At 65.1% G+C, this 16,391-nt stretch carries 16 protein-coding genes and 1 riboswitch; of the genes, 4 read left to right on the forward strand and 12 right to left on the reverse strand.

Features of this window, described 5'->3' with window-relative positions; all coding sequences use genetic code 11:
* From PHI64_RS21625 to nifE, 8 genes are all read right to left on the reverse strand, one after another.
* On the reverse strand, nt 1-613 hold a 613-nt coding region (locus PHI64_RS21625), incomplete at its 3' end, for an SDR family NAD(P)-dependent oxidoreductase (RefSeq protein WP_299887824.1).
* Between the two features lie 194 nt (nt 614-807).
* Nucleotides 808-1,323, reverse strand: coding sequence for a nitrogen fixation protein NifQ (locus tag PHI64_RS21630; RefSeq protein ID WP_299887827.1), 516 nt, complete (start codon nt 1,321-1,323; stop codon nt 808-810).
* Between the two features lie 38 nt (nt 1,324-1,361).
* Nucleotides 1,362-1,667: a ferredoxin III, nif-specific gene (gene fdxB, locus PHI64_RS21635; RefSeq protein ID WP_299887829.1), complete on the reverse strand. Its 306-nt coding sequence runs from the start codon at nt 1,665-1,667 to the stop codon at nt 1,362-1,364.
* A 32-nt stretch (nt 1,668-1,699) separates the two neighbouring features.
* On the reverse strand, nt 1,700-1,897 hold the full coding sequence (locus PHI64_RS21640; RefSeq protein ID WP_299887832.1) for a CCE_0567 family metalloprotein: 198 nt from the start codon (nt 1,895-1,897) through the stop codon (nt 1,700-1,702).
* 13 nt (nt 1,898-1,910) lie between these two features.
* Nucleotides 1,911-2,378 (reverse strand): NifX-associated nitrogen fixation protein, encoded by a 468-nt coding sequence (locus tag PHI64_RS21645; protein WP_299887835.1) that lies wholly within the window; start codon nt 2,376-2,378, stop codon nt 1,911-1,913.
* A gap of 3 nt (nt 2,379-2,381) precedes the next feature.
* Nucleotides 2,382-2,783, reverse strand: coding sequence for a nitrogen fixation protein NifX (nifX, locus tag PHI64_RS21650; RefSeq protein WP_169147524.1), 402 nt, complete (start codon nt 2,781-2,783; stop codon nt 2,382-2,384).
* Between the two features lie 10 nt (nt 2,784-2,793).
* A complete protein-coding gene (nifN, locus tag PHI64_RS21655) occupies nt 2,794-4,221 on the reverse strand; it encodes a nitrogenase iron-molybdenum cofactor biosynthesis protein NifN (protein WP_299887841.1) in 1,428 nt (475 codons plus the stop codon).
* A gap of 1 nt (nt 4,222) precedes the next feature.
* Nucleotides 4,223-5,629: a nitrogenase iron-molybdenum cofactor biosynthesis protein NifE gene (gene nifE / locus PHI64_RS21660; RefSeq protein ID WP_299887844.1), complete on the reverse strand. Its 1,407-nt coding sequence runs from the start codon at nt 5,627-5,629 to the stop codon at nt 4,223-4,225.
* 281 nt (nt 5,630-5,910) lie between these two features.
* Nucleotides 5,911-5,990, forward strand: a riboswitch (cyclic di-GMP riboswitch).
* An 88-nt stretch (nt 5,991-6,078) separates the two neighbouring features.
* Between nifE and PHI64_RS21665 the strand changes: the two genes are divergently transcribed.
* Nucleotides 6,079-6,681 carry a DUF4189 domain-containing protein gene (locus tag PHI64_RS21665; protein ID WP_299887847.1) on the forward strand — a complete coding sequence of 201 codons (603 nt, stop codon included), beginning with the start codon at nt 6,079-6,081 and terminating at the stop codon, nt 6,679-6,681.
* 3 nt (nt 6,682-6,684) lie between these two features.
* Here PHI64_RS21665 and PHI64_RS21670 read toward each other — a convergent pair whose 3' ends face one another.
* Both PHI64_RS21670 and nifJ read right to left on the reverse strand, forming a co-directional pair.
* Nucleotides 6,685-7,698: a dihydroorotate dehydrogenase-like protein gene (locus tag PHI64_RS21670; RefSeq protein WP_299887850.1), complete on the reverse strand. Its 1,014-nt coding sequence runs from the start codon at nt 7,696-7,698 to the stop codon at nt 6,685-6,687.
* Between the two features lie 9 nt (nt 7,699-7,707).
* Entirely contained in the window at nt 7,708-11,277 is a 3,570-nt protein-coding gene (gene nifJ / locus PHI64_RS21675; protein WP_299887853.1) for a pyruvate:ferredoxin (flavodoxin) oxidoreductase, read from the reverse strand.
* Nucleotides 11,278-11,519: 242 nt separating this feature from the next.
* On the opposite strand from nifJ, the gene PHI64_RS21680 reads away from it, so the two are divergent.
* Nucleotides 11,520-12,026 (forward strand): NAD(P)H-dependent oxidoreductase, encoded by a 507-nt coding sequence (locus tag PHI64_RS21680; RefSeq protein ID WP_299887856.1) that lies wholly within the window; start codon nt 11,520-11,522, stop codon nt 12,024-12,026.
* 89 nt (nt 12,027-12,115) lie between these two features.
* Nucleotides 12,116-13,822: a cation:proton antiporter gene (locus PHI64_RS21685; protein WP_299887859.1), complete on the forward strand. Its 1,707-nt coding sequence runs from the start codon at nt 12,116-12,118 to the stop codon at nt 13,820-13,822.
* Nucleotides 13,823-13,916: 94 nt separating this feature from the next.
* Here PHI64_RS21685 and PHI64_RS21690 read toward each other — a convergent pair whose 3' ends face one another.
* Nucleotides 13,917-14,711, reverse strand: a complete 795-nt coding sequence (locus PHI64_RS21690) for a helix-turn-helix transcriptional regulator (RefSeq protein WP_299887860.1) — start codon at nt 14,709-14,711, stop codon at nt 13,917-13,919.
* A gap of 106 nt (nt 14,712-14,817) precedes the next feature.
* Between PHI64_RS21690 and PHI64_RS21695 the strand changes: the two genes are divergently transcribed.
* Nucleotides 14,818-16,008, forward strand: a complete 1,191-nt coding sequence (locus PHI64_RS21695) for a YbfB/YjiJ family MFS transporter (RefSeq protein ID WP_299887861.1) — start codon at nt 14,818-14,820, stop codon at nt 16,006-16,008.
* 284 nt (nt 16,009-16,292) lie between these two features.
* Here the strand turns inward: PHI64_RS21695 and PHI64_RS23675 are convergent, their stop codons facing one another.
* A complete protein-coding gene (locus PHI64_RS23675) occupies nt 16,293-16,388 on the reverse strand; it encodes an integrase core domain-containing protein (protein ID WP_366945246.1) in 96 nt (31 codons plus the stop codon).
* Nucleotides 16,389-16,391: the final 3 nt, after the last annotated feature.

Here is a 16,391-nt window from a genome sequence, read left to right on the forward strand (position 1 = left end):
CGAGTGAGGTACCCGTGCCGCTGATGACGGCCTCCACCATGGGAGTGCGGACCACCCCCGGACACACCGCATTGACCCGCACGCCCTTGGCGCCATATTCGAGAGCTGCCGATTTGGTGAGCCCGAGGACGGCATGCTTGGTGGCACAGTAGACCGACAGATGCTCTTTGCCCACCAGCCCTCCCACCGACGAGGTGTTGACGATGGCGCCCCCACCGCCCTGCTTGAGCATCTGGCGGATCTGCAGCTTCATGGCACGCCACACCGCCTTCAGGTTCACCGCCATCAGCAGGTCGAACCCGTCTTCGGAGAAATCAGCCAGCAGCGCCCCCTCACCGGAGATGCCGGCATTGTTGAAGGCACAATCAAGTCGGCCGAAGTGGCCCACGGCGAGCTCGATCATCGCCTGGAGGTCCTCGCCCCGCGCCACGTCCACCTTCAGCGGCAGCGCCGTGCCCCCCGCCAGGCTGATGAGATGAGCGGTCTCCTCGACCCCATCCAGATTGATGTCGCTGACAATCAGGCGGGCCCCTTCCCGCGCCATTACCAGGGCCGATTCGCGTCCGATGCCCTGCCCTGCTCCCGTGATGACCCCCACCTTGTTTTCGAGCATTCCAACCATTGCGTCCTCCTTTGCGTGTATCGAGATTGAGCGTGATTGCACGCCTCACCCCGGAGGGCAAGGCTTGCTGCACGGCAATCTAGCGGCAAGTGCGCTGCACAATCACAGCCTTGCCAACGGCTGGCGCAAATAGGCGCGATATCCCGATAGTGCATGGAGATCAGGAAAGAGGGCATTGGTGCGGCTCAGGCGGCCCCTTCAAAGCAGCTCGCATACTCCGAACATTCGGCACAGCTCGGTGCCCGGCAGGCTCTGACCTGGGCGCGGTCGCAGAGCTGTTTGTAGAAGAACTTCTTCCAGCGCAGGTTATGCACGTTTTTGGCGTGCAGGGCCGGAAAGTGGCGGGCGATGAGGGCGCCGAGGGCCGGGCGTTCGGGGAGGCCGAGGTCTTCCCACAGGTGATCCGCGCCAAAGCACGACAGGGCGATCCAGCGGGCGATGGCGACGGTGTGGGCGCTGCTGGTGGCGGCGCCCTCAAGGAGCAGTTCGAGCAGGTCGCCGTACTCTTCATGGCGATCGTCGATGCCGGTGGAGCCGTCCTCACGGACTACCGCCGGGTGGCGGGCGGTCCATAGGGCGGCGATGGCGCTGGCCTGTTCGCCGAACTCGACGTCCAGGGCCAGGGCCAGCCAGGCCGGCACCAGCCGCGTCGGTGGCAGGGCGGCGCGGGCGGCAAGATAGCTGCGGGAGATATCGTTCATGGCGCGCTCCTCGTCGATGGGACGTATCCCGTAGGGAATCAGACCTGGACCGCCTCGTGGGTGTAGCACTTCTTGGGGCAGACCTTGGAACAGGCCTGGCAGCCCACACAGTTTTCCTTGTGGGCGATGGTCATGACCTTCTTTTCGTACTCTTCGTCGTCGTCCCCGTCCGGGTCGATATGGATCACGTCGCCGTCTTCATTGACGCCGACAAGTTCGAGCACGTCCCGGGCGCACACCCGCACGCAGCGGGCGCAGCCAATGCACTTTTCCTGGTTGAGGTCGGCGACGAACTGGGGAACCCAGATCTCGCCGCTCGGCAGGGTGACGGAAAAATCAGCCATGTCTGCTCTCCTGGGGGTAAGGGCGGCGCCGTTCAGGCGCTCGCGGCGGCCAGGTCCTTGCGGGCGGCCATCAGGTTCTTGTGGGCGTCGTAGGCGCGCTGGGCGACTTCCAGGATCTGCTCCCAGTTGGTGGGCAGCTCTTCGGACAGGTCGTGCAGGTCCATCTTGGCCTGGGTGGCCTGGGCGTTGAGTTTCTTGGCGCGGGCCTTGAGGGCGTCGATGTCTTCCATGGTCGGGCTCCGGTCACGAATAGTTGGCCACGTCGGGGAACTTGCGGATCATCTCCACGGCTTCGGTGACGGCCTTGGTGCCGGCGGCCGAGAGCTTTTCGAGGCTGTTGAAGCCGAAGCGGTGGGCATCGCGCACCTGCTTGTTGAAGACGATCAGGCGCCCGGCGATGAGCACCTGGCGGCCAAAGCCTTCGTGGTGCATCTTGAGCATGGGGCTGACCATCACCTTGGTCTCGCGCTCGATGGAGAGGGCGATGGCGTTGTAGTACAGCTCCATGCGCCACAGGGTTTCCGGGTCGGGGTCGGCCATCATGGGCAGATCCTTGCGCTTCTCGGCGTCCAGCACATAGGGGTCGAGGAGCATGGCGTCGGTCTTGCCTTCCCAGGCGCCGTGGGTGTCCTGGGCGCGCCATTGCTTGACCAGTTCGCGGATGAACGGGTCCTGCATCACGTCGGTGGGGGCTTCAGCTACATCAGTCATTTTTCAGGCCTCTTCTTCAAAGTCATAAGTCCGTTCCTCGCCCTTGGCGAGGGCCTTGCGCAACCACGGCGGCGGGGTGCCCTTGAGCACGTCCTGCAGCTTGTCGAGGATGTCGAGGATGGGTTCCGGCCCGGCCACCTTCACCGGGTGGATCTTGCAGGCGACCACCCTGGCCGCGGCCGATCCGCCGATGGCCGCCACATAGACGATGGCGCAATCCATGATGACCTCCAGCTTGGGCGCCAGCTTGTCCTCGTTGCCGTCTTCGGCCAACTCGCCGCCGAAGTCGTGGGTTTCCAGGTAGCGGTAGCCCTCGGCGTTGATCTCGTAGATGGCGATGTACTTGGCCCAGCCGAAGTGCGCATCAACGCGCTCTTTGTCCTGGGTGGCGAATGCGATTTTCATGACGGGCTCCTCAGGCGGGAATGATCGGGATGACGACTTCGTCGGAAACGCTGCAGCTGCTGCTGGCACAAGCGCAGCCAGAAACGGGCTGGCCCTGGGCCACGGCCACGGCCTCGGCGGGCAGTGGCCAGTCTTCGGGGCCATGGGCATGCATGTGGGCCAGGAAGATGTTGGCAAGCTGGAAGATCAGATCGCGGGTGCCCCGGTAGCCGACGCTCAGCTGATGGGCCGTGCCGATGCGGTCGAACTGGGGGATACCGGCACGGAACAGGGGGATGCCCAGGCGCGTGGCGGCCTGGCGACCGTGGGCGTGGGTGATGAGCAGATCGCAGCCCACCGCCCGCGTTTCCAGGTCTTCCAGGTCGCCCACCAGCACTTCCGCCGTGGGCACCCGGGCCAGCAGGGGCGAGTGGGTAGTGGTGACGGCAGCCACCACTTCACCGCCCATCTCGGCGATCAGCGACGACAGGGCAAACAGCAGATCGGGTTCGGCACCGATGGCGACGCGCTTGCCACCGAGGTGGAAGTGACCATCCAGCATGGCGTCCTGAAGCTGGCCGCGCTGGCGCTTCAACCGGGCGGGGGCGGGCTTGCCCGACAGGCGCATGAGCAGGGCCACCAGGGCGTCGGTGGCGGCAAGGCCGGTGAGCCGATCAAACAGGGTGCAAGGCACCCCCAGCGCTTCCAGGGCGTCAGTGGTGCCGCGCATCTGCTCACCAATGGCGATCACGTGCTCGCAGGCGCCCAGGCCGCGGATGTCGTCCAGGGTCGCCCCGCCCAGGGTGGTGGGGGTGAAATCTTCGGGAATGTGGCCGTCGAGGGAGCCGGACACGTCCGGCACCAGCACCGCATCCAGCCCGAAAGCTTCGATGAGTTCGCGCACTTCCTCCAGGTCGGCCGGCGTCAGGTAGGCGCCGGGCAGCACGCCGATGCGGCCGGCCACAGGGGTTTCGGCCGGCGTCACAAAGGCGGCAACCAGCGCCTTGATGGCCGCCGCCCAGCCGTCCTGAAAGGCCCCCACGTAATCGGGCGTGGACACATAGACGATCTCGGTGCCGTCCAGGGTTTCGGCATGCTTGGCGCGGATCAGGCGCAGGTAGCCATCCACGTCGTCGCCCTTGGTCTCGGTGAGGCCGGTGGAGGCGATGGCGATGAGGGCCGGGTTGGCGCGCTTCTTGATGTTGAGCACGGCCTGCTCGATGTTGTCCATGCCGCCGAGGATGGTGCTGACCTCGTTCATGGCGGTGGTCTGCATCGGGATGGCTTCCTTGAAGTGGCGCACCAGCAGCACCAGGCCGAAGGACGTGCAGCCCTGGGAGCCGTGCATCATCGGCATGGTGTTGGCGAGACCCAGGAAGGCATAGCAGGCCCCCAGGGGCTGGCTCATCTTCAGCGGATTGACCGCGCAAGCCTTCTTGCTGTCGTGGACGATGGCCATCTCAGCACACCTCCTCGACGGCCGGCGTTTCCCACGGGGCGGGCATCCGCACCTGCTCCCACACCGGGTTGAACAGGGTCTTGGAGATCTCCCGCACCAGGTCGACCATGCCTTCGTAACCGGCGTAGGCGTAGTGGCGTTCCTGGTTGATGTCGAGCCACGGCATCTTGGCCTTGAGGGCCACAAACTGGCTGCGCCCGCCCGAGAGCATGATGTCGGCGCGGGCGTCGCGCAGCATCTTGAACATCTCCCGGGGGGTCATGTCGTCGATCATGTGGGCGTCCTCGCCCATGATCTCCTTGATCTTTTCCTTGTCTTCCTTGGTGGACTTCTTGACGCTGGTGCCCACCACTTCCAGGCCGGCCTCCTGAAGGGCCGCCACCACCGACCAGCTCTTCACGCCGCCGGTGATGAGCAACACCTTCTTGCCCTCCAGGCGCGGGCGGAAGGCGGCGATGCGGTCCCAGGCGCGCTTTTCTTCCACCGCGATCAGGGCCTCGGTGCGCTCCAGCAGATCCGCCGGGGCACCCCGCTGCACCAGCAGGCGGGCCAGCTGGCGCAGGGTGTCGCTCATGTCCTCGATGCCGTAGAAGGAGCCTTCGAAGAAGGGGATGCCGTAGCGGTCCTCCATCTTGCGGGCCACGTTGATCATCGACTTGGAGCACACCATCATCGCCGCCTTGGCCCGGTGGCTCTGGGCCACCTCGTGGTAGCGGCCATCACCCGAGATGCACGACAGGATGCGGATGCCCAGGGCGTCGAGCAGCGGCCGAACCTGCCACAGCTCGCCGGCCAGGTTGTACTCGCCGATGATGTTGATGTCGTAGGGCGTCATCACCTCGGGCTCTTCGGTGCCGATCACGTAATCAAGCAGCGCCTCGGCGCCAAGCTTGTTGCCCAGGTTCTTCGGCCCGACAAAGCCGGGGGCGTTCACCGGCACCACCGGCTTGCCAAACTTCTCGGCGGCGCGCTTGCACACTGCCTCGATGTCGTCGCCGATCAGGGCGGTGACGCAGGTCTGGTACACAAAGACCGCCGGCGGGTCGTACTTCTCGATGATTTCGCGGATCGACTTGAAGAGGCGCTTCTCGCCCCCGTAGATCACGTCCAACTCGCCGATGTCGGTGGTGAAACCGGTGCGGTAGAGCTGGGGGCCGCTGGTGGAGGAATTGCGGTTGTCCCAGGAGTTGCCTTCGCAGGCGATCGGGCCGTGCACCAGGTGGGCCACGTCGGCGATAGGCTGCAGTGCGATCTTGGCGCCGTCAAAGGCGCAACCGCCCGCGGCGGCGCCGGGCGAGAGCTGCTTGGTGCAGCCCTTCTTGCGGGCCTTTTCGTCCTTGTTCTGGTTGTGTTCGCAGGCCGGTTCCTCGAACACGGACTGGATCTTCGCCGACACTCGGGCATCCATCGGAATCTCCAGAAAAAGGGGGGGAATGCCCTTCCTAAGCAGATTCCGCGCCAGCACCGCTTCGATCCGGAAAACCCTTTTTCTTTCAGTCTCCTGAGATGAAATGCAGGCTACCGGGCAGGCCTGCTCTGGCGGCTTTGCGACAGCGCCTTTGTCGGCTTTGTCGGTACCCGCCGCAGGCCTCGCCAATCAAGGTCGGCCCCTTTGTGGCGGTGGCACGTGGAGCATGTCACGCCCCGGGTTTCACTCCGGTTCACATTTGAAACCCGGGTGCTAGGCTGTGCCCATAAAGGCAAACTGCAGGCAACTGCAGGACGCAAAGCCACGGGTCCCGCACACACGGGATAGCCGGGTTGCCCGCAATGCTGGATCTCCAGCCCGGTCAGCGCCTGCGCATGTCTGCGTCTGCCTTTGCAATTGGTTGATCACTGATTACAAAGGACTCCATCTTGAAGCCTCGTTTCCCGTCTTTCTCCTGGCGGGCCGTAAGCGCCCGCCTTGCCAGGGGCATTGGGCTGTCCATCGGCGTGCTGGCCCTGGCACCGCTCCCCGACAGCCAGGCCGCCAGCGCCATCGTGGCCATCCGCGACGACGGCGGACGGGTGAATCTGGCGTGGTCATACGGCGCAAGCAAGCCCGGCGATGCCGTGGCCACCGCCATGAGCACCTGCCGAAGCACCCTGCAGCACAACAAGGCCAAGGGCAGCTGCGAGATGGTGGCCCACTATGACGGCCCTGGCTTCATCGCCATCGTGCTGGCCCGCGCCGAGAACGACCCGCGTTTTGGCTACGCCTTCTCCGACGACCGGCAGGACGCCATCAAGCAGGCGTATACCCGCTGTATCGCCTTTGGCGAGGTGGACTGCCAGGGAGAAGCCGGGCATGTGTTCTGGGATGGCGGCCCGGCGGGGCTGGCCGAACCCGGTGCGGTAAGCCAGGCAATACCCGTCACGCCGCCGCCTGCTTCGGTAGTGGACCGGAAGAAGGCATTCCACCAGACCGACCACAAGGCCCTACAGGAGGCCCGCAACCGGGCGTCTGCCCGGCTGTAGGCCCTAACGCCACACCCCTGCTCTGGGGGTGAAGCTGTCCAGCACCCGGATATACGACTGGCGCACCAGGGCGCTCGGGTCGCGCAGGTGGCCCAGGCTCATGCTGGCCTTGAGCTGGGCCACGGAGGCGTACTCTCCCTCCTCCATCCACGCCACCATGCCCCGCAGGATGTGCCCGAGATGCGCCGGGCCGTGGGCCAGCAGGCAGGACGCAAGATGCACCACGTCGGCCCCGGCGAGGAGCAACTTCATGGCTTCTTCATGCCCATACACACCACCGGTGGCCGCCAGGGTGATGGAGGTATGGCCGCGCAGGATGGCGATCCAGCGGATGCGCAGAAGCGCCTCCTCCCGGCTCGACAGGTGCAGCTGTTCGACCATCTCCCGGGTCTGCAGGTCGATGTCGGGCTGGAAGAAGCGGTTGAACAGGGCTACGCCAGCGGCGCCGGCCTTTTCCAGGCGCTGGACGAAATGGGGCAGCGACGAAAAGAAGGGCGACAGCTTCATCACCACCGGAATATCCACCACCTGGCGCAGTTCGGTGAGCATGGCCACGTAGCGGGCCTCCACCGCATCGCCGCTCTCCAGGGGGTCGGCCGCCACGTGGTAGACGTTGAGCTCAAGGGCGTCGGCGCCGGCGCTCTGCAGCTCCTTGCCCAGATCTATCCAACCGGAGGGCGTGACCCCGTTTAGGCTGGCAATCACGGGGATGCCCAGGCGCGACTTTGCCAGGCGCAGGTGCTCCAGGTAACGCTCCAGTGCCCCCTGGAAGTTGCCGTGGTCGGGCAGGAAGCCGGTGGCCTCGGCGTCATGGAGTTCGCCGTGAAGCAGGAAGCGCTCGGTCATGGCGTCCTCGGCGATGAGCTCCTCTTCATACAAGGAGTGCAGCACCACCGCGGCAGCACCCGCGTCCTCCAGCAGCAGCAAGGTGTCGAGGGACTTCGAGAGCGGCGAGGCCGAGGGCACCAGGGGGTTCTTGAGGCGCAGGCCAAGGTAATCGGTGGAAAGGTCGATCATGGCGGGCTCCTATTCCGGTTTCGGGGTGGCGGGCCGGGCGGCCAGGTCGGCGTAGGCCTGGTAGCGCCGGTCGGCTTCGCGCTGAGCCTCGGCGGCAAGCTGACTGGCCACTTCCGGGTGGCTGCGGGCGAGCATGGCAAAGCGGGTTTCGCTGTCCATGAAGGCCTGCATGGGCTGGCTGGGGGCGGCCGAATCGAGCTTGAAGGGGTTGGCTCCAGTGGCTTCAAGGCGCGGGTCGTGGCGGAACAGGGGCCAGTGCCCCGACTTGACCGCCATGTCCTGCTGACGCTGGTTGTAAAGCATGTCCACGCCGTGGGCGATGCACGGGCTGTAGGCCACGATCAGGGACGGGCCAGCATAGGCCTCGGCCTCGTGAAAGACCTTGAGGGTATGCACGTCCTTGGCGCCATAGGCCACGGTGGCCACATAAACGTGGCCATAGTCCGAGGCGATGCGGGCCAGGTCCTTCTTGGCAGTGGCCTTGCCGCCGGCCGAGAAGCGCGCCACAGCACCCACCGGGGTGGCCTTGGAGGTCTGCCCGCCGGTGTTGGAATACACCTCGGTGTCGAGCACCAGAATGTTCACGTCGTGGCTGAGGGCCAGCACGTGGTCGAGCCCGCCGTAGCCGATGTCGTAGGCCCAGCCATCGCCGCCGATGATCCACACGGAGCGGCGGATCAGCCATTCGGCCACGCTTGCCAACTCGGCTGCCCGGGGATGGCCACAGTGGGCCAGACGACTGTGCAGCTCGGCCACCCGCTCGCGCTGGGCGCGGATGCCGGCCTCGGGACGCTGGTCGGCGGAAATCAGGGCTTCTGCCAGGTCACCGCCGATGCCGGACGCCATCTCCTTCAACAAGCTCTTCGCGTAGAGCATCAATTGATCGGCTGCCAGGCGCATGCCCAGGCCGAACTCGGCGTTGTCCTCGAAGAGCGAGTTGGACCAGGCCGGTCCGCGTCCGGCACCATTTACTGTGTAGGGGGTGCTGGGCAGATTGGCGCCGTAGATGGACGAGCAGCCAGTGGCATTGGCCACCAGCATGCGGTCGCCAAAGAGCTGGGTGGCCAGCCGGATGTAAGGTGTTTCGCCACAGCCGGCGCAGGCACCGGAGAACTCGAACAGGGGGTCGAGCAGCATGGCACCAGGCAGGGTGCCCTGCTTGAGCTGGCTGCGGTCGTATTCGGGCAGGTTCAGGAAGAAGTCGAAGTTGGCCTTCTCGGCATCGCGCAGGGGCGCCAGCGGGGCCATGTTGACGGCCAGCCGGCTGATGTTGGATTTGTCGTGGATGGGGCAGGCCTCGACACAGTCACCGCAGCCAGTGCAGTCTTCCGGTGCCACCTGGTAGCTGATGCGGGTGCCCACGGGAAAATCCTTGCTCCGGGCCGCCACATGCTTGAAGGTGGGCGGTGCATCGGCCGCGGCTTCCTGCGGGAAGGCCCGGGCACGGATGGCCGAATGGGGGCAGACGAACACGCACTTGCCGCACTGGGTGCACAGATCGGCCTCCCACACCGGGATCTCCAGGGCGATGTTGCGCTTCTCGTGGCGAGCCGTGCCGGTGGGGAAGGTGCCATCCAGGGGCATGGCCGACACCGGCAGGCGGTTGCCCTCGCCCCGGTACACGGGCAGGGTGAAGTCGCGCACGAAGGCAGGCAGGTCGACTGCGGCAGAGCGGTCGGATTCAGCGTCGGCCTGATCCAGCAGACCGGGAAAGCTCACTTCGTGCAGCCCCGCGAGGGTCAGGTCGATGGCCTTGTGGTTGAGGTCGGCCAGGCGCTTGCTCTTCTTGCCATAGGTCTTGTCCACGGCCTTCTTGATGGCAGCCAAGGCCTCACCCCGGGGCAGGATGCCGGAGATGGCAAAGAAGCAGGTCTGCATGATGGTGTTGATGCGCCGCCCCATACCCGCCTGCTGGGCCACGGCGTAAGCGTCGATGACCCAAAGGCGCAGGCCCCGGGACAGGATGCCGGCACGCATGGACGCTGGCAGGCTGCTCCACACCGCCTCCCTGGGCACCGAGGTGTTGAGCAGGAAGACGCCACCCGGCGCAGCGTAGGCCAGCAGGTCGTAGCGCTCCACGAACACCGTCTGGTGGCAGGCGACGAAGCCGGCCATGCCCTCCTCCACCAGGTAGGCGGAGCGGATCGGGTCAGGGCCAAAGCGCAGGTGCGATACGGTGACCGCGCCGGACTTCTTCGAGTCGTAAACAAAATAGCCCTGGGCATGTAGCGCGGTGGCCTCGCCCACGATTTTGATGGAGTTCTTGTTGGCCGACACGGTACCGTCGGCCCCCAGCCCCCAGAACACGGCGTGCTGCAGGCGCCGCGACGCATCGGTGCGGAAATCGGCGTCCCAATCCAGGGAGAGGTGGGTCATGTCATCAACGATGCCCACCGTGAATTGCCGCCGAGGGTGGGCCAACTGCAGCTCGTCAAAAACGGCCCGGACCATGCCGGGGGTGAACTCCTTGCTGGCCAGGCCGTAACGACCCCCGATGATGCGGGGCATGGGGCGACGGCCATCGGCGGCGGCCTCGGCGAAGGCGGTCATCACGTCCTTGTAGAGGGGCTCGCCGCCGGCGCCGGGCTCCTTGCAACGATCGAGCACGGCAACGCGCGTGACGCTGGCCGGGATGGCGGCAAGAAGCGCATCAACGGCCAGGGGGCGGAACAAGCGTAGTTTGAGCAGGCCGACCTTCTCCCCCCTGGAAGTAAGGTGGGCAACGGTTTCCTCCACGGTCTCGGCGGCAGAGCCCATCACCACGATGAGGCGCTCGGCATCCGGCGCGCCCACGTAATCGAAGAGCCGGTAGTGGCGGCCGGTAAGCGCGCCAAAGCGGTCCATGGCAGCCTGGACAATACCGGGGAAGGCGTCGTAGCAGGGGTTGATGCGTTCCCGGCCCTGGAAGAACACGTCGGGGTTCTGGGCCGTGCCGCGGATCACCGGATGCTCCGGCGACAGGGCGCGGGCCCGGTGGGCCGCGACCAGCGTGTCGTCGATCATGGCCCGCACGGTGTCGGGTTCCACGGCAACAATCTTGGCCACCTCGTGGGAGGTGCGGAAACCGTCGAAAAAATGGATCACCGGCACCCGCCCGGCCAGGGTGGCCGCCTGGGCGACCAGGGCCATGTCCTGGGCCTCCTGCACCGAGTTGCTGGCCAGCAGCGCACAGCCGGTGGCGCGGCAGGCCATCACGTCGGAGTGATCGCCAAAAATCGACAGGGCATGGGTAGCCAGCGCGCGGGCGGCGACGTGAAGCACGAAGGGCGTCAGCTCGCCGGCCATCTTGTATAGATTGGGCACGAACAGCAGCAGACCCTGACTGGCGGTGAAGCTGGTGCCCAGCGCGCCGGAGGTGAGCGCCCCGTGGAGGGCACCAGCGGCGCCACCTTCCGACTGCATCTCGATGATTCGCGGTACGACGCCCCACAGGTTGGGCTTGCCCTGGGCAGCCCATTCATCGGCCCATTCGCCCATGTTGGACGAGGGCGTGATCGGGTAGATGGCGATCACCTCGCTACCGAGGTAGGCCATGCGTGCGGCGGCTTCGTTGCCGTCGAGGTTGAGGTAGGTACTCATTGCAGCTCCCTGCAGGAAGGTGAGGTGTCTCCCCCATCCACCGGCCCCGTCTGACGCGGGGCTGTGCAGCGCAACAATGCCTTCATCTTAGCGGGCGCACGGCGCCGGCCCTTGATGTGGCGCAAAGGCCGCCGCCGCGGGGCCGGGCAATCGCCCTATCAGGGGAAGGCACGATTGACCGCCACCGGCAGTGCCGCCTAGTCTCACGCTCAGGCAGCTCCGCCCGCTCCAGCCCCCCGACCATGTCCGATCCTTCCCACAAGACCCTGTTGCTCGTGTACCACTCCATGACCGGCGCCACGCATCAGATGATCGAGGCGGTGGCCCGGGGCGCCGGTACCGAAGCCGGGGTCTGCGTGCGTGTTCTGAGAGCCTCCGATGCGGGCCCGGACGACGTGCTGGCGGCGGACGGCTATGTCTTCGCGACGCCGGAAAACCTGGCTGCCATCGCCGGCCTGATGAAGGATTTCTTCGACCGCTGTTACTATCCTGCCCTGGACCGGATCAATGGCCGCCCTTACGCAACACTGATCTGCGCCGGAAGTGACGGCAGCAATGCTGCCCGGCAGGTAGCGCGGATCGCCACGGGCTGGCGTTTGCGCCTCATCGCTCCACCCCTGATCATCTGCACCCGGGCCCAGGCGCCCGAAGCGATCCTTGCACCCAAACATGTCCCCGTCACCGATCTGTTACGGGGCGAGGAGCTCGGTGCTGCCTTTGCGGCAGGCTTGGCCATGGGAGCTTTTTGAGCACCCTGGCAGAAACTCGATTTTTTGAAGACCCGGCCGGGCCGCCTGATGTCGAACAGGCGGACGCCTTTGACCTCCTTGTTTCCGACATGCCCCATAACGTTTCCCTGATTGCCCTGATTGCCGCCGGCTTCGGCCTCGCCATGATCCTTGGCCTGATTGCCTCGCGCCTGCGCATGCCACCGCTGGTCGGCTATCTGGTGGCCGGTATCGCTATTGGTCCGGGCACACCAGGCTTCGTCGGAGACCTGGCCCTGGCCGGCCAGCTCGCGGAAATCGGTGTCATGCTGCTGATGTTTGGGGTCGGCCTGCATTTCTCCCTGGGCGACTTGCTTGCCGTACGCAAGATAGCGGTGCCCGGCGCAATCGTGCAGATTACCGTGGCCACCATCCTGGGCGCTGCCACGGCTTTGTGGTGGGGCTGGCCTCCCGGCGATGCCGTGGTATTCGGCCTGGCCCTGTCGGTAGCCAGCACAGTGGTGTTGTTGCGGGCCCTGGAGGCCAAGGGCTTGCTCGACTCCACCAACGGACGCATCGCGGTGGGCTGGCTGGTGGTGGAAGATCTGGCAATGGTGCTGGTGCTGGTACTACTACCCGCCCTTGCCCCCTTGCTCGGTGGCAGCGACGCGACCCCCGGAGCCGACTTCAGGGCCCTCACCCTGACCATCGGTCTGACCCTGGCCAAGGTGTCGGCCTTCATCGCCCTGATGCTGGTGGTGGGGAGACGCGCCTTCCCGCGGCTACTGTGGCTGGTAGCCCGCAGCGGCTCCCGGGAGCTATTCACCTTGTGCGTGATCACCGCCGCCGTTGGGGTGGCCTACGCGTCGGCGGTGCTCTTCGATGTGTCCTTCGCCCTGGGCGCCTTCTTTGCCGGAATGATGATGCGCGAATCCGAGTTCAGCCATCGTGCGGCGGAAGACTCTCTCCCCTTGCGGGATGCCTTCTCGGTGCTGTTCTTCGTGTCAGTGGGGATGCTCTTCGACCCCCGGGTATTGATGGACGAACCCTTGCGAGTGCTGGCAGTGGTTGCCATCATTCTTGTAGGCAAGACTGTCGCCGCGGTGGGCCTGGTGCTGGCCTTCCGCTATCCCCTCAACACGGCCCTCACGGTAGGAGCCAGCCTGGCCCAGATCGGCGAGTTCTCCTTCATTCTGGCTGGCCTCGGCCTGAGCCTGGGGCTACTCAGCCTCGAAGGGCAGAACCTTATCCTGGCCGGCGCACTGATCTCGATTGCGCTGAATGCCCTGCTCTTTGCCGCCATCGGCCCGGCCCAATCCTGGGCCCGGGCCCGTTCAGCCTGGGCACGCAAGCTCGATCTGCGTGACGATCCCCTCGCCGCCCTGCCCATGTCCACCGACCGCAAGCTGCTATCCGACCAAGTGGTTCTCGTCGGCTACGGGCGGGTCGGACGGCATATCGCTACCACACTGGATCGGGCACATATCCACTACGTCGTGGCCGACAGCAACAGGGAAGTGGTCGAGACCCTGCGCAAGCGCGGCAAAGCAGCTGTGACGGGAGACGCTTCCGACCCCATCGTGCTCGTTCAGGCGCACATCACCAAGGCTGCCATGCTGGTGGTGACAACCCCTGATCCGGTGTCCAGCCGCAAAATGGTGGATATTGCCCGAAAGCTCAATCCAGGCATCGAGACAGTGTTGCGATCGGAAACCGAAGATGGCGCTACGCTGTTACGCAAGGAGAAACTGGGCCAGGTTTTTGTCGCCGAACAGGAACTCGCCGCGAGCATGGCCCGCCACGTGGCCGGCCGCCTGACGAAACAACTGGCGCCCTGACGTGGTATCCCGGCGTGGACACCCGCATGCGCAACACAGACAGACCCCCGCGGTATGCAGCCCGCTATCCCTCATGCGGAAAGCCGTGTAGCCATCACTTACCCCGCCATTCGGTGGGGCTGCACCCCATCTCCTGGCGGAACATGTAGGTGAAGGCTGAAGTCGAGGCATAGCCAAGCTCCAGCGCAATATCGGTCACACTCCGCCCGACACCGAGCCACTCCAGAGCACGGAACAGACGCAGGCGATGACGCCACTCCCGCAGGTTGATACCCAACTCACGCTCGAAACGCCGAGCCAGGGTGCGGGCGGACGCTCCCAACTCGGTCCCCCATTCGTCCACACCGCGTGGATCTGCCGGAGCGGCATAGAGCGCTTCGCACAACTTGCGCAACTGGGGGCTGCGAGGCCAGGGCAGGCGGAGATCCTGGACCGGGAGCCGGCGTAACTGATCCAGGATGAGCTGATTGACCCGGGTGATGTAGCGCTCCTCCTCACCCCTCCGGTCAATGTCCACCAGTTCGACGATCAAGGCACGCAGAAATGGAGTCACCGAGAGCACGGTACAAACACGCGGCATGCCCAGACCTGGCTGATCAGCCACGTACAGATTGCGGAACTCGGCGCCATGCAAGGCCCCTGTGGTGTGCTGCACCCCCGTCGGCACCCAGATCGCCTGCTCCGGCGTAATGACATACCAGCAATCCTCGACCGTCACCACCAACGTGCCCGCCGTAGCGTAAACAAACTGATTCCAGCGATGGGAATGCATCGGAAAGATGTGCCTCGCCGGCAAGCTCTGCGAGCGCAGCCGTACCGGCCGGGACAGACTTTCGATATCGGGTACTTCGACCGAAGTCCAGCCAGCGTCGAAATTGAGGGGTGGCATCGTTTGAATTGTCCGCTCATCAACACATAAAGTCATGCTATCGAAAGCAGTTCGATCCGCCAAGGCCTAGCATACTGAACATAAAACCCGATAAAGAGAGAACAGCATGCAGGCTTCCAACGCCCTTTCCACTCCCAGTGCGGCCGATCGCTACCGCGTGATCTTTGCAGGCATCTGCGCCCTGATCCTCACCGTGGGGCTGGCACGCTTTGCCTACACCCCGCTTCTACCCATCATGCGAGGCGAAGCCGGCCTGAGTGATCTGGCCGGCGGCTGGCTGGCAACCTTCAACTACGTGGGCTACATCACTGGCGCCCTGATTGCCGCCACCATCAGCGATCTGGGTCGCAAGTTCCGTCTTTACCGGATTGGCCTGGTTGTCGCCGTCGTCAGCACGGCAGCGATGGGCATGACCCAGGATATGAACCTGTGGGTCGCACTGCGCTTTGTCTCCGGGCTATCGAGCACAGCGGGCCTGCTTATCGCTTCAGGGTTGGTCCTGAACTGGCTGATCCGCCACGGCCACCGCCCCGAGCTCGGACTGCATTTCGCCGGTATAGGGCTGGGTATCGTCGTGTCAGGGCTGGCCGTCGCCGCCATGGTGGGAAACCTCGCCTGGGATGGACAGTGGATCGGTCTCGGCCTGCTCGGCGTCGCGTTCTTTCTTCCCGCCTGGTTCTGGCTGCCAGCCCCCGCCGCCATCGCCACCCAGGCTGCCAGGCCCTTGCCCGCCACACCTTCTCGGCGCTGGATGCAACTGTTCATCGCCGCCTATTTCTGCGCCGGATTTGGCTATGTGATCAGTGCCACCTTCATCATCGCCATCGTCGAAAAACTGCCGCTTCTTGCTGGCAAGGGAGGTTGGGTATGGGTCATCGTCGGCCTGGCGGCAGCACCGTCCTGCTTCCTCTGGGACCGCATCGCCAGCTATCTGGGACAGATTCCCGCCCTGCTCCTCGCATACGGCCTGCAGATTGTCTCTATCTTGCTGCCAGCTCTGAGTGAGGGCACGACCGCCAACCTGGCCAGCGCCGTACTCTATGGCGGCACCTTCGTCGGCATTGTCAGCCTGACCCTTTCAATCATCGGCCGCTGCTTCCCTGCAAACCCAGCCAAAGCCATGGCACGGCTGACCCTCAGCTACGGTGTCGCACAAATCGTCGCTCCTGCCATGGCAGGCTATATCGCCACCGCAACCGGCAGCTACCAAGGCGCGCTGATCGTCGCGGCCTGGGTCATGGCCGCCGGCATGCTCCTCCTGGTCGCGCTCCAGCGGCAAGTCCAGCCTGAAGATTGAAACGATAGCCCGGGTACCACGCCGATTGGCAAAGAGGTAGGCGTGATGTGAGTGCGCCTCTCCGAAGATTCGTACTACCCGGGCGAGGCGCGCATGTCGAACGGCGCCACAGGCGGCTGCCGAGGACCTGAGCCACGTTTATCGTGACCACGGCGGCGCCCTTGCACAGCTTCAGACGGATGGGCAGATCGTACGCGCGGCTCGCCTCCGCCACTGTCGTCTTGCTTTGCAGGACTTCCAACACCAACGCGCTCTTTGTATTGACCCACCAAATCCTGCACAGGTCACGCCGCTAATGCGAATGCCTCAGCCGGCGTCTTCATCTCCAGCGCCTGATGGGGCCGCTGGTGGTTATAGAACTGGATCCAGTCGCCGATCACGCG

Origin of the sequence: Zoogloea sp. (genome assembly GCF_028689785.1) — a bacterium.
Classification (GTDB): Bacteria; Pseudomonadota; Gammaproteobacteria; order Burkholderiales; family Rhodocyclaceae; genus Zoogloea.

Coding starts and splice junctions, on each gene's coding strand:
- PHI64_RS21630 (WP_299887827.1), bottom strand. CDS start 1,323: ATGAACGATATCTCCCGCAGCTATCTTGCCGCCCGCGCCGCCCTGCCA.
- fdxB (WP_299887829.1), bottom strand. CDS start 1,667: ATGGCTGATTTTTCCGTCACCCTGCCGAGCGGCGAGATCTGGGTTCCC.
- PHI64_RS21640 (WP_299887832.1), bottom strand. CDS start 1,897: ATGGAAGACATCGACGCCCTCAAGGCCCGCGCCAAGAAACTCAACGCC.
- PHI64_RS21645 (WP_299887835.1), bottom strand. CDS start 2,378: ATGACTGATGTAGCTGAAGCCCCCACCGACGTGATGCAGGACCCGTTC.
- nifX (WP_169147524.1), bottom strand. CDS start 2,783: ATGAAAATCGCATTCGCCACCCAGGACAAAGAGCGCGTTGATGCGCAC.
- nifN (WP_299887841.1), bottom strand. CDS start 4,221: ATGGCCATCGTCCACGACAGCAAGAAGGCTTGCGCGGTCAATCCGCTG.
- nifE (WP_299887844.1), bottom strand. CDS start 5,629: ATGGATGCCCGAGTGTCGGCGAAGATCCAGTCCGTGTTCGAGGAACCG.
- PHI64_RS21670 (WP_299887850.1), bottom strand. CDS start 7,698: ATGATCGACCTTTCCACCGATTACCTTGGCCTGCGCCTCAAGAACCCC.
- nifJ (WP_299887853.1), bottom strand. CDS start 11,277: ATGAGTACCTACCTCAACCTCGACGGCAACGAAGCCGCCGCACGCATG.
- PHI64_RS21680 (WP_299887856.1), top strand. CDS start 11,520: ATGTCCGATCCTTCCCACAAGACCCTGTTGCTCGTGTACCACTCCATG.
- PHI64_RS21685 (WP_299887859.1), top strand. CDS start 12,116: ATGCCCCATAACGTTTCCCTGATTGCCCTGATTGCCGCCGGCTTCGGC.
- PHI64_RS21690 (WP_299887860.1), bottom strand. CDS start 14,711: ATGCCACCCCTCAATTTCGACGCTGGCTGGACTTCGGTCGAAGTACCC.
- PHI64_RS21695 (WP_299887861.1), top strand. CDS start 14,818: ATGCAGGCTTCCAACGCCCTTTCCACTCCCAGTGCGGCCGATCGCTAC.